Origin of the sequence: Umezawaea sp. NPDC059074 (assembly GCF_042738955.1) — a bacterium.
In the GTDB taxonomy this organism is placed as follows: domain Bacteria; phylum Actinomycetota; class Actinomycetes; order Mycobacteriales; family Pseudonocardiaceae; genus Umezawaea.
On record NZ_JBHYHC010000121.1, the window covers coordinates 17,867 to 28,965 of the forward strand.

The window sequence follows — 11,099 nt, forward strand, 5'->3', positions numbered from 1 at the left end:
CTCGTCTCCATCAGTAACGGGGCACGTCAGGTGCGCCGGGGCGAAGGGGCGGCCATGCCAACCGTGACACCGGCGCAGTACGGTGAGGATCGGCAATTGGGTGACTCTGGAGGTCGGGTCCTGGTCGGCAACGCGGTGCGCAGACGGCCAGAGGCCGACGTGCCCGCGCTCGCGGCCCCACCCGCCGCGCGCGGCCGGTGGACGTGGGTCGCCAAGCACCGGCAAGTGCTGCTCGACATCGCCGCGGTCCTCATCGGCGCGGCCGACGTGTGGCTCGGCTACAGCTGGAACCGCGACGCGGAGATGTACTCGCTCGTCCTGTCCGGAGTCGCCGCGGCCGCGCTCGTGCTGCGCCGCAGGTTCCCGTTCCTCACCCTCCTGCTGACGGTGCCGGGCTTCTTCGTCGGCTGGTCCGAGCTGGCGGCGATGATCGCGCTGGGCACGGTCGCCCGCTACCGCGCCCTGGGCTGGCAAACGCTCGTGGGAGCCGCCCTCGTCTGGGCGGCCCGCTTCTTCTGGTGGCCACCGGACAAGTTCCTCGCCGCCGAGTGGCAACAACACGTCCACAACGCCATCTACGGCTGCCTGGTGGCGGGCCTCCCCCTGGCCATCGCCCTCCTCGCCCACGCCCGCGAGGAGCTGTCCACCCGCATCGCCGAACTGGCCGTGAGCCGCGAACGAGAACGCCTCCTCCACGCCCACGCCATCCGCGCCGACGAACGCGCCCGCCTGGCCCGCGAAATGCACGACGTCGTGTCACACCAGGTCAGCCTCATCGCCATGCAAGCGGGCGCACTCCGAGTCGCCTCGGTCGACGCCAACGCCAAGCAGGTAGCGGGCACGATCCGCATGCTCAGCACCCGAACCCTGGACGAACTGCGCCAACTGGTGAGCGTGCTCCGCACGACCAGCGGCGACGACTCCCCCCAACCCGGCGTGGAAGAACTGCCACAACTGATCGCCACCTCAGGCATGCCCGTGAACCTGACCGTCCTGGGCTCAGCCCCCATGCCCGCCCCCATCTCCGGCGCGGCCTACCGGACAGTTCAAGAGGCACTGACCAACATCCGCAAACACGCGGGCGGCGCAACGGTGACGGTGCGGGTCGACCTGAACGACGACGAACTACGCGTGGAAGTCCACAACGGCCCCCCACCAGCCCCCCGCACAACCCCACCACTACCCAGTGGCGGCCACGGCCTGATGGGCCTCAAGGAACGCGCCAACCTCCTGGAAGGCACCTTCGAAGCCGGCCCAACAGACGACGGCGGCTTCACAGTCAGAATCGCCATCCCCACCCTGCGATAACCACAAAGCCCAAGACACGACGGGACCAGCAACCAACTGGTGACCACGGCGGTGCTGACAGCCAGTTGGTGACCGCGACAAGAGTGGCGCCGGGGCTTGGTGGCCACGACGGGATCGGCGGGCCAGCTGGTGACCGCGATGGTGCTGGCGCATAGCTGGTGAGCACGGCGGTACCGGCGGGGTGGCCACGGAACGTGGCCGATTTTACTCGGGGGTTTTGCCCCTTAAAATTTGTCGGGCGGCAAGCTTTCCACCTGCCGTTTTGGCCCGACAAAGGGGCAAAACGAGGGGTCCCCGAGTCAAATCGGCCACAGCACGCTGGAACAAGAGCCGCCCGGTGACCAGGCTGGATCAAGAGCCGCAGGGTGACCCTGCTGGATCGAGCGCCGCTGAGTGGCCAAATCGGGCCAAGAGGTTGCCGGGTGTCGCTGAAGGACATGCCTCGCAGGGGTCCCCGATCGAGCAGAACCCCCCAATACACAAGGTACAAGCGGGCACCGACAAAAACCGATCCACCCGATCAGGCGACAAGACCCGCACTGCGGCAACCCACGGACCCACACCCACAGCCCGCAGACCCACACCCGCACCCGCAGCCGCAGCCGCAGCCGCAGCCCACGGACCCACACCCATACCCGCAGCCGCAACCCACGACCGGCAGCCCGCACCCCACAGCCCACGACCCGCAGCACGCAGCACGCAGCACGCAGCCCAAATCCACCAACCTTCCGGAAGGTTGGTACCCTCTCCCAGTGACGACGAACTCCAGGGAGCAGATCCTCGACGGGGCGTTGGAGTTGCTGCGGTCTGGTGGGGCGGTCTCCCTGGAGACTGCCGCGCGGCAGGTCGGGTTGAGCAAGCCCGGCCTGATGCACCACTTCCGGACCAAGGAAGCCCTGATGCTCGCCCTCGTCGACCACGTGGTCGACGCCTGGGTCCGGGAACTCGCCGAGCGCCAACCCCTCTCGGTCGAGAAGGCCTCCCCGCACGACCGCATCCGCGCCTACTTCGAGTGGTCGGTCTCCGGCACCGTCGACCAAGCCGACTTGGTCATGCTCGCCGACCCCCGCCTCCGCGACCGACTCACCGCCCGCTGGGTCGAACGGCTGGAACCGTGGCTGCACCTCCCCTCCGACCTCCCGGACGACACCCGAGGCCGACTCACCGCAGTACGACTGCTCGCCGACGGGGCGTGGTTCGGGGATGCGACGCGGGTGTTCCCGCTCTCCCCCGCCGACCGCGACCGCGTCCGCGCCATCGCCGACCGGATGTTGGAGGACTGACCGGTGCGCAAGTGGTTGTTCCTCGCGGGCGCGATCGGGTGTGAGGTCACGGGGTCGTTGTCGCTCAAGGCGTCGCTCGACCACCCGGCCTGGTACGTCCTGGTGGCGCTCGGCTACACGACGTCGTTCGTGATGCTCGCGGGCACGCTCCGCGCTGGCATGCCGCTGGGTGTCGCCTACGGCGTGTGGGGCGCGCTCGGCGTCGTCCTCACGGCGACGCTCGCCGCGCTCCTGTTCGACGAGGCCCTGACGCTGGTGATGCTCGCGGGCATGGCGTTCATCATCGTCGGCGTCCTGCTGGTGGAACTGGGCTCCCAGCACAAGGCGTCGACATGATGGCCTGGGTCTACCTCGCGTGCGCGATCCTCACCGAGGTCAGCGCCACCCTCTCCCTGCGGGTCGCGACCACCGGCAAGCGGATCTGGTACGCCGCCGTCCTCGTCGGCTACGGCCTCGCGTTCCTCTTCCTGACCCTCACCCTCGGCCACGGCATGGGCATCGGCGTCGCCTACGGCATCTGGGCCGCGACCGGCGTCGGGTTGACGGCGATCGCGGGCCGGGTGCTGTTCAAGGAGCCGTTCACCTGGGTCATGGCGCTCGGCATCGCGTTCATCATGGGCGGTGTCCTCCTGGTCGAACTCGGGAGGACCACCCACTAGGCCGCCGCGCGGCGGGTGGCGACGGCGACGCACACCGCCGCCACCGCGCCGAGCAGGGCGCAGGTCAGGGTCGGGAGCAGCGCGGGCTCGTTGCGGAGCAGCACCGTCGGCAGCAGCCACACCGCCACCCCGAGGGCGAAGCCGAGCGGGGCCGCGATGATCACCGCGCCGGTGCCCGCCTGGCGGCGGCGCAGCGAGCGCAGGATCGACTCCAGGTACGCCAACGTGAACAGCAGCACGACCGCGCTGCCCACGCCCATGATGCTCAGCATCGGGCTGGCGAGCGGCTTGAGCAGGTACTCCTGCTGCGCGTCCTCCCCCTTCACCGTGGCCACGGCCGCGCCGCCGACGATCCACCGGGTCACGCCCGGCAGTTCCAGTCCGGCGGCCGGGTCGCCGGTCACGGTCGCCAGCGTCACCCCGGCCACGGTGATGGTCAGGGTCGTCGGCGCTTTGCCCTGGAGCACGACGGGCTGGCTGAGGTCCTGGGTCAGCACGGGCAGGTCGCGGCCGGTCACGGTGAACGGCAGCGCCAGCATCACCAGCGCGACGAGCGCGCCCGCCAGCGCGAACCACCGCCCGGTCTTGCGGGCGGGCGGACCGGCGGCGAGGACGGAGCTGGCCGGGATGAGCGTCTGGCTGCCGATCTGCGTGACCGGTGGCGCGTCGACCATCGTGCCGCGCACCCGGTTGAGCGCCAGGGTTTCCCGCGGTTGCGTCGGGTGCTGCGACGGCCGGGTGCTGCCGGTCGCGACGGCGGGCGACAGGTGGACGCGGACGCCGAGGCGCGTGAGCCAGTCCGGGCCGAACACCTGGGCGGCCGCGCCCGCGAGGTCGACCGCGAACGTCTCCGCGTTGCGGTAGCGGGCCTGCGGTTCGCGCGCCAGGCTGCGCATCACGACCTCGGCCAGCGGCCTCGGCACGGCCGGGCCCAGCGGGCGGGGCTCCTGGTAGACGTGCCGCTGGATCATCGCCAGCGCGCCGCCGCCGCTCTCGTACGGCAACGAGCCGGAGAGCAGCTCGTACAGGACGGTGCCCGTCGCGTAGACGTCGGCGGCGGGCGTCAACGGGTTGCCGAGCGCCTGCTCCGGCGCGATGTACGCGGGCGTGCCGAGCACCTGCCCGGCGTGGGTCATGAGGGTGGCGCCCTCGCTGATCACCTGCGAGATCCCGAAGTCGGCGACCTTGAGGACACCGGACGACGTGAACAGCAGGTTCTTCGGCTTCACGTCCAGGTGCAGCACGCCCGCGACGTGCGCGGCGTGCAGCCCGGACAGGGTCGCGAGGCCGATGGCGCACGCCTGTCCCGCGGTGACGCCCTCCTCGGAGAACTTCGACCACACGGTGCCGCCGTCGAGCTTCTCCATCACGAGCAGGTGCTCGCCGTGGTTCTGCACGTAGTCGTAGACCGGCACGATGTGCGGGTGGTCGAGCCGGGCGAGCAGCCGGGCCTCGTGCTCGAACCGGTCGCTCATCTTGCGGTCCTCGGCCAGCAGGCCGGGCAGGCGCTTGATCGCGACGGGACGGCCGAGCGGCCGGTGCACGGCCGCGTACACCACGCCCATGCCGCCGTGGCCGATCTGCTCGCCCAACTGGTACTGCGGCAGCGCGGCGACGACGCTCGGGGCGACGGTCACACCGCACCACCGGGAGGCAGCGGCCGGGTGATGCGCTCGGTCAACGGGGCCTCGCTGTAGTCGGAGTGGTGGTCGGTCACCGAGTAGCGGTCGGCGTCCGAGAAGTCGTCGGTCTCGCGGTCGGCGTCGTCGGCCGGGCGGAGCGCGTCGGGCTCACCGGGGTGCGGGGTGAGGTAGCCGAGCAGCAGTGCCGCGGCGGCGGAGCCGAGGATGAACGGGATCTCGGCGGCGGGCGAGGGGGCCATCAGCTTCAGCACGGACAGCGAGATCACCGCGACGAGCCCGGTGCCGATGCCCGCGGGCAGGAACCGCATCGCGCGCTGCCACCGGTTCGCGGGCAGCCTGCGGCGGGCGAGCGCGATCAGCGCGCCCGCCCAGGAGAAGACGGTCAGCAGCAGCACGCCGAGGCCGAACACCGCGTAGACCGACCACATCGACCCGAGGACGTCACCGGTCGTCGCCACGGACCCCAGCACGTCGCGGTTGTCGTCGAGCACCTCGATCTCGGTCGGCAGCAGGCCGGTCGCCTGGCCGCCGAGGTCCGCGAGGTCGAGCTGGAACGCGCGGGTGACGCTCTCCTTCGCGGGCACGTCGAACGGGACCGTCGTGTCGTAGGCGAAGAACGTCAGCGCCAGCGCCGTCCCGGACAGCCGGACCGTCTTCACGTGACGCGGCGCGTTCGTTCCGTTGTGGACGGTCACCTCGACGCGGATCGACCGGTCCGGGTCCAGCAGCAGATCGGTCGTTCCACCGACCGCTTTCCGGTCCACGGTCGCGTTGACCGTCACGTCACCGGCCGCCGCGAACGCCCCCTGCGCCGAACCCAGCAACATTCCCACCAGCAGGAGTGAACCCGCAGCGCTGGTCAAACGTCTCACGTTGCACCTCAAGTTCAGCACGGCGTTCTGCGGGCGGATGCTACATTCCGGCGCCGCCGACAGCGACACATTCCGGGAGATGGCCATGCGGGCGACCAGAACACTAGGTGTACTCGGCTTAGCTGCGTTCGCCGTTACGGTGCTCGCGGTCACACCGGCAGGCGCTCAGCAGCCGCCCGCGGTGTCGGCGTCGCCCAACTCGGCCGCCCCCGGCGACGGGTTCACGGTCACGTGGACCAACTTCCAGTACCCCTGCAAGGACAACACGGTCACCGTCCTGTGGGACAACCAGCAACCGATCGGCAGCGGATCGTTCAGCCGAGCCAGATCGGGGTCCGCGGGCGTCGCCGTTCCCGCCAACGCCACGGCGGGCTTCCACACGGTCGTCGCGCAGAGCGCGTGCGACGGGCCCCGGACCACCTTCACCGTCGTCATCCCGCCGCCCGTCACGACGACCACCACTCCCCCGCCGGTCACCACGACCACGCCGCCGCCGGTCGTCACCACGACGACCACCCCGCCGGTCGTGACCACGACGACGACCACCACGACCGCGGTCACCACCACCACGACGACCACGGACTCCAGTTCGTCCTCGTCGTCCGCCCCCAGTTCCAGCGGCACCTCCACGACGAAGGCGATCGACGCGGACGGCGCGCTGACGCTGGACAAGGACAACATCCAGCCCGGCGACCAGCTCAACGCGTCCGGCACCGGCTGCGCGCCGGGCTCGGACGTGAAGCTCACGTCGAAGGACGAGAAGGTCGGCACCGCGAAGGCCGACGGCACCGGGAAGTTCAACTCCCCCGTCGAGTTCGCGACCATCGAGCCCGGCCGCCACGTCATCGAGGCGCAGTGCGACATCCTGCTCGTCGGCAGCGTCGACGTGTCGTTGACGAGCGGCACCAGCGGGACGTCGTCGACGCTCGTGGTGCTGGTGTTCTTCATCCTGATCGGGGCGACGATGCTGCGCCGCCAGTTCAGCGCCCTGCGCCTGCCCGCCAAGAACTGAGCGAAACGGTTCCGCACCGAATTCGGCGTGGCACCGCTTGCGCGAATGCTCCCGGCGAATGCACGCGCATTCGGCCCATCGCACGACGAAGGCCCGCACCTCGAAAGGTGCGGGCCTTCGTCGTGGTCATCCGATTTACGGCACTTCGCGCTGCTTGCGCAGCTTGGTGAGCGCTTCCTGGAGGATCGCCTCGCCGTCGGCGTCGGAACGCCGTTCCTTCACGTACGCCAGGTGAGTCTTGTACGGCTCGTTGCGCGGAGGAGCAGGCGGAGCCTGTTCGTCCCGGCCCGCCGGGAGACCGCACCGCGGACAGTCCCAGACCTCCGGGACGTCCGCCTCCATCGCGAACGACGGCCGTGACTCGTGCCCGTTCGCACACCAGTACGAGATCCGATTTCGGGGCGCGGACTCCCCGCGCTCCGATTCACCCATCGGACCTGCGCCGACGCGGGTACCGCGAATCGCGTTACCACCAGCCATCGACCCTTACACCCCCACCACGTGGTTGTCCTGCGCCTGATTGACCCGAGCTCAGCCGACCTTGACGAGCAGCCCGATCCCGACGATGGCGATGACCCACACCGCGCCGACGAACAGCGTCAGGCGGTCCAGGTTCTTCTCCACGACGCTGGAGCCGGACAGGCTCGACTGCATGCCGCCACCGAACAGCGAGGACAGACCGCCGCCACGGCCGCGGTGAAGCAGCACCAGCAGGATCAGCAGCAGGCTGGAGACGATCAAAAGGATCTGAAGGAACAGGATCATTTCTTCCTCGCTGTCAGGCAGTTGACGCCACAGAGTACCGGTTCAACTGCCGAACGTGGACCCACCCTGTGGAAAAAGGGAATGTTGGGGATCAGGGTAGTGGGCCGCCCGCGGCGAGCGCGCTCAGCTTGGTGAACTCGTCCGCCTGGAGGCTCGCGCCGCCCACGAGGGCGCCGTCGATGTCCTTCTGCGCGATGAGCTCGGCGATGTTGCCGGACTTCACCGAACCGCCGTAGAGCACCCGCACCACGGCCGCGACCTCCTCGCCGTACTTCTCGGCGAGCTGGACGCGGATCGCCGCGCAGACCTCCTGCGCGTCGGTGGAGCCGGCGACCCGGCCGGTGCCGATGGCCCACACGGGCTCGTAGGCGACGACGACCTTGGCGACCTCCTCGCCGGAGAGGCCCTTGAGGCCCTCGACCAGCTGGGAGTTGCAGTGCTCGACGTGGTTGCCCGCCTCGCGGACGTCCAACTGCTCGCCGACGCAGAGGATCGGGGTGATCCCGTGCTTGAGCGCGGCCTTCACCTTGCGGTTGACCAGCTCGTCGGACTCGTTGTGGTACTCGCGGCGCTCGGAGTGCCCGACGGTGACGTAGGAGCAGCCCAGCTTGGCGAGCATCAGGCCCGAGATCTCCCCGGTGTACGCGCCGGAGTCGAACGCCGAGATGTCCTGCGCGCCGTACTTGAGGAGCAGCTTGTCGCCGTCCGTCAGCGTCTGCACGCTGCGGATGTCCGTGAACGGCGGGAGCACCACGACCTCGACCTTGGCGTAGTACTTCTCGGGCAGCGAGAACGCGATCTTCTGCGTCAGGGAGATGGCCTCGAGGTGGTTGAGGTTCATCTTCCAGTTGCCCGCGATGAGCGGCAGACGGGTCGCCATCACTGCTCCAGAACGGAAACGCCGGGGAGTTCCTTGCCCTCAAGGAACTCCAGGGAGGCCCCACCACCGGTGGAGATGTGCGAGAAGCCGTCCTCGGGGAGGCCCAGCGCGCGCACGGCCGCGGCCGAGTCGCCGCCGCCGACCACGGTGAACGCGTCGCTCGCGACGAGCGCCTCGGCGACGGCACGCGTGCCACCGGCGAAGGACTCGAACTCGAACACGCCCATCGGGCCGTTCCAGAACACGGTGGCCGCGTCGGACAGCTTGGACGCGAACAGCTCGCGGGTCTTCGGGCCGATGTCCAGGCCCTCGCGGTCGGCCGGGATCGCGGTCGCGTCGACGACCTCGAACTCGGCGTCGGGCGCGAACTTGGTGGCGGCCAGCACGTCGACCGGCAGCACCAGTTCGACGCCGCGCTTCTCCGCCTCGGCGAGGAAGCCGCGGACCTGGTCGAGCTGATCGGCCTGGAGCAGCGAGTTGCCGACCTCGTGGCCCTGGGCCTTGAGGAAGGTGTACGCCATGCCGCCGCCGACGAGCAGGCGGTCGACCTTGGACAGCAGGTTCGCGATGACGCCGAGCTTGTCCGACACCTTCGCGCCGCCGAGCACCACGACGTACGGGCGCTTGAGGTCCTCGGTGAGCTTGTGCAGCACCTGGACCTCGGACAGCACGAGACCACCCGCGTAGGCGGGCAGCTTCTTCGCGACGTCGTAGACCGACGCCTGCTTGCGGTGCACGACGCCGAAGCCGTCGGAGACGAACGCGTCCGCCTTGGCGGCCAGCTCGTCGGCGAGGGCCTCGCGCTCCGCGTCGACCTTGCTGGTCTCGCGGGCGTCGAAGCGGATGTTCTCCAGCAGCACCACGGTGCCCTCGGCGCCGGCCTCGGTGCCGATCTCCACCGGGGCCCCGAGCAGCTCGCCCAGCCGCGCCACGACGGGCGCGAGGGAGAACTTCGGGTCCGGCTCGCCCTTCGGGCGGCCGAGGTGGGCGGCCACGAGCACGCGGGCACCGGCCTCGGTCAACGCCTTGAGGGTCGGCACCGACGCGCGGACGCGGCCGTCGTCGGTGATCTTGTCGCCGTCGAGGGGCACGTTCAGGTCGGCGCGCACGAGGACGCGCCGACCCGAGACACCCTCGGCGAGCAGGTCGCTAAGAGTCTTCACGTGGTCCTCAGAGCTTGGAGGCGACGAGGTTGACGAGGTCCACGAGGCGGTTGGAGTAACCCCACTCGTTGTCGTACCAGCCGACGACCTTGACCTGGTTGCCGATGACCTTGGTCAGCGGGGCGTCGAAGATGCACGACGCCGGGTCCGTCACGATGTCCGAGGACACGATCGGGTCGGTGTTGTAGCGCAGGTAGCCCTTGAGCGCGCCGTCAGCGGCGGCCTTGTAGGCGGCGTTGACCTCTTCGACGGTGGTCTCGCGGCCCAGCGTCACGGTCAGGTCGGTCGCGGAGCCGGTGGGGATCGGCACGCGCAGCGCGTAGCCGTCCAGCTTGCCCTTGAGCTCGGGGAGCACGAGGCCGATAGCCTTCGCGGCGCCGGTCGACGTCGGCACGATGTTCAGCGCGGCGGCGCGGGCGCGGCGGAGGTCGCTGTGCGGCGCGTCCTGGAGGTTCTGGTCCTGCGTGTACGCGTGGATCGTGGTCATGAGACCACGCTCGATGGTGAAGGTGTCGTGCAGGACCTTCGCCAGCGGCGCGAGGCAGTTCGTGGTGCAGGACGCGTTGGAGATCACGGTCTGCGAGCCGTCGTACTTGTCCTCGTTCGCGCCGAGCACGATCGTGAGGTCCTCGTTCTTCGCCGGAGCGGAGATGATGACCTTCTTCGCGCCACCCTCGTCGACGTGCTTGCGCGCGACGGTCGCGTCGGTGAAGAAACCGGTCGACTCGACGACGACGTCGACGCCCAGGTCCTTCCACGGCAGCTTGCCGGGGTCGCGCTCGGCCAGCGCCTTGATGGTCTTGCCGTCGACCGAGATGCCCTCGTCGTTCACGGACACGTCGTTGGGCAGACGACCCAGGATGCTGTCGTACTTGAGCAGGTGGGCCATGGTCTTGACGTCACCGAGGTCGTTGAACGCGACGATCTCGATGTCGTGCCCGCTGGCCTGAACGGCGCGCCAGAAGTTGCGACCGATGCGGCCGAAACCATTGACACCTACGCGAACCGTCACGGTGCGTCTCCTCGATACTCGACTGGCGGATGCGCCAGGGCGTACGGATGGGCTGTACGTGTGGGCTGTCGGAAAGCCACTGCCAGACTATCCCCACCGTTGCGGCGCTGGTCACGTGGACCTACAGGATCTCTTGATCGAGCAAGAAAATCCAGGTTGCGGGGGTGTTAATCCCAGAAGTTGAGCAGGCCGGGTGCGCTCGGATGGCGGATAGGGGGCGTGACCAGTGTCTTGGGTGTTGGACGCCGGGGCTACCGCCAAGGGAGGGAAGTCCGCCTGGGGGAAAGTTGTTTCCGCATGGTGGATTTGAGGTTGGGCTGGGCTTGCGGCGGCTCGATCCAGCCTGGCCGGCTTGCGACTCTCGATCCAGCCGGGTCACCCCTGCGGCTCTTGATCCAGCTGGGTCGCCCGGTGGCGCTCGTTCCAGCGTGCTGTGGCCGATTTGACTCGGGGACCCCTCGTTTTGCCCCTTTGTCGGGCCAAAACGGCAGGTGGAAAGCTT

13 protein-coding genes are annotated in these 11,099 nt (G+C 69.4%); 5 read left to right on the forward strand and 8 right to left on the reverse strand.

Features of this window, described 5'->3' with window-relative positions:
* Positions 1-96: 96 nt before the first annotated feature.
* From ACFWW9_RS36180 to ACFWW9_RS36195, 4 genes are all read left to right on the forward strand, one after another.
* Positions 97-1,308 carry a sensor histidine kinase gene (locus ACFWW9_RS36180; RefSeq protein ID WP_390386825.1) on the forward strand — a complete coding sequence of 404 codons (1,212 nt, stop codon included), beginning with the start codon at positions 97-99 and terminating at the stop codon, positions 1,306-1,308.
* Between the two features lie 752 nt (positions 1,309-2,060).
* Positions 2,061-2,591, forward strand: coding sequence for a TetR/AcrR family transcriptional regulator (locus ACFWW9_RS36185; protein WP_390386827.1), 531 nt, complete (start codon positions 2,061-2,063; stop codon positions 2,589-2,591).
* 3 nt (positions 2,592-2,594) lie between these two features.
* On the forward strand, positions 2,595-2,927 hold the full coding sequence (locus tag ACFWW9_RS36190) for a DMT family transporter (protein WP_390386828.1): 333 nt from the start codon (positions 2,595-2,597) through the stop codon (positions 2,925-2,927).
* The gene (locus ACFWW9_RS36195; RefSeq protein WP_390386838.1) at positions 2,927-3,250 is read left to right on the forward strand and encodes a DMT family transporter; all 324 of its coding nucleotides are present in this window, start codon (positions 2,927-2,929) and stop codon (positions 3,248-3,250) included. Before ACFWW9_RS36190 ends, ACFWW9_RS36195 begins: the two co-directional genes overlap by 1 nt.
* Here the strand turns inward: ACFWW9_RS36195 and ACFWW9_RS36200 are convergent.
* The 3 genes from ACFWW9_RS36200 to ACFWW9_RS36210 all read right to left on the reverse strand — a co-directional run bounded on the left by ACFWW9_RS36200 (position 3,247) and on the right by ACFWW9_RS36210 (position 6,326).
* Positions 3,247-4,887, reverse strand: a complete 1,641-nt coding sequence (locus ACFWW9_RS36200; RefSeq protein WP_390386829.1) for a serine/threonine-protein kinase — start codon at positions 4,885-4,887, stop codon at positions 3,247-3,249. The genes ACFWW9_RS36195 and ACFWW9_RS36200 overlap by 4 nt on opposite strands.
* Positions 4,884-5,720 (reverse strand): hypothetical protein, encoded by an 837-nt coding sequence (locus ACFWW9_RS36205; RefSeq protein WP_390386840.1) that lies wholly within the window; start codon positions 5,718-5,720, stop codon positions 4,884-4,886. The genes ACFWW9_RS36200 and ACFWW9_RS36205 overlap by 4 nt, the downstream gene beginning before the upstream one ends.
* Positions 5,721-5,930: 210 nt before the next feature.
* Positions 5,931-6,326, reverse strand: coding sequence for a hypothetical protein (locus ACFWW9_RS36210; RefSeq protein ID WP_390386830.1), 396 nt, complete (start codon positions 6,324-6,326; stop codon positions 5,931-5,933).
* Between ACFWW9_RS36210 and ACFWW9_RS36215 the strand changes: the two genes are divergently transcribed.
* Entirely contained in the window at positions 6,292-6,777 is a 486-nt protein-coding gene (locus ACFWW9_RS36215; RefSeq protein WP_390386831.1) for a hypothetical protein, read from the forward strand. The two genes, ACFWW9_RS36210 and ACFWW9_RS36215, sit on opposite strands and share 35 nt — an antisense overlap.
* Positions 6,778-6,912: 135 nt before the next feature.
* Here the strand turns inward: ACFWW9_RS36215 and ACFWW9_RS36220 are convergent, their stop codons facing one another.
* The 5 genes from ACFWW9_RS36220 to gap form a co-directional block, all read right to left on the reverse strand.
* Positions 6,913-7,257: an RNA polymerase-binding protein RbpA gene (locus tag ACFWW9_RS36220; RefSeq protein ID WP_390386832.1), complete on the reverse strand. Its 345-nt coding sequence runs from the start codon at positions 7,255-7,257 to the stop codon at positions 6,913-6,915.
* A gap of 51 nt (positions 7,258-7,308) precedes the next feature.
* Positions 7,309-7,542, reverse strand: coding sequence for a preprotein translocase subunit SecG (gene secG, locus ACFWW9_RS36225; RefSeq protein ID WP_106196853.1), 234 nt, complete (start codon positions 7,540-7,542; stop codon positions 7,309-7,311).
* A 91-nt stretch (positions 7,543-7,633) separates the two neighbouring features.
* Positions 7,634-8,422: a triose-phosphate isomerase gene (tpiA, locus tag ACFWW9_RS36230; RefSeq protein WP_390386834.1), complete on the reverse strand. Its 789-nt coding sequence runs from the start codon at positions 8,420-8,422 to the stop codon at positions 7,634-7,636.
* Entirely contained in the window at positions 8,422-9,585 is a 1,164-nt protein-coding gene (locus tag ACFWW9_RS36235; RefSeq protein WP_281262212.1) for a phosphoglycerate kinase, read from the reverse strand. Before ACFWW9_RS36235 ends, tpiA begins: the two co-directional genes overlap by 1 nt.
* A 7-nt stretch (positions 9,586-9,592) precedes the next feature.
* On the reverse strand, positions 9,593-10,597 hold the full coding sequence (gap, locus tag ACFWW9_RS36240) for a type I glyceraldehyde-3-phosphate dehydrogenase (RefSeq protein WP_390386836.1): 1,005 nt from the start codon (positions 10,595-10,597) through the stop codon (positions 9,593-9,595).
* Between the last annotated feature and the right edge of the window lie 502 nt (positions 10,598-11,099).

What these genes read in the sequence shown, in the direction of transcription:
- ACFWW9_RS36220 (WP_390386832.1), bottom strand. Translation starts at nt 7,257, where the DNA reads ATGGCTGGTGGTAACGCGATTCGCGGTACCCGCGTCGGCGCAGGTCCG.
- ACFWW9_RS36205 (WP_390386840.1), bottom strand. Translation starts at nt 5,720, where the DNA reads ATGTTGCTGGGTTCGGCGCAGGGGGCGTTCGCGGCGGCCGGTGACGTG.
- tpiA (WP_390386834.1), bottom strand. Translation starts at nt 8,422, where the DNA reads ATGGCGACCCGTCTGCCGCTCATCGCGGGCAACTGGAAGATGAACCTC.
- ACFWW9_RS36195 (WP_390386838.1), top strand. Translation starts at nt 2,927, where the DNA reads ATGGCCTGGGTCTACCTCGCGTGCGCGATCCTCACCGAGGTCAGCGCC.
- secG (WP_106196853.1), bottom strand. Translation starts at nt 7,542, where the DNA reads ATGATCCTGTTCCTTCAGATCCTTTTGATCGTCTCCAGCCTGCTGCTG.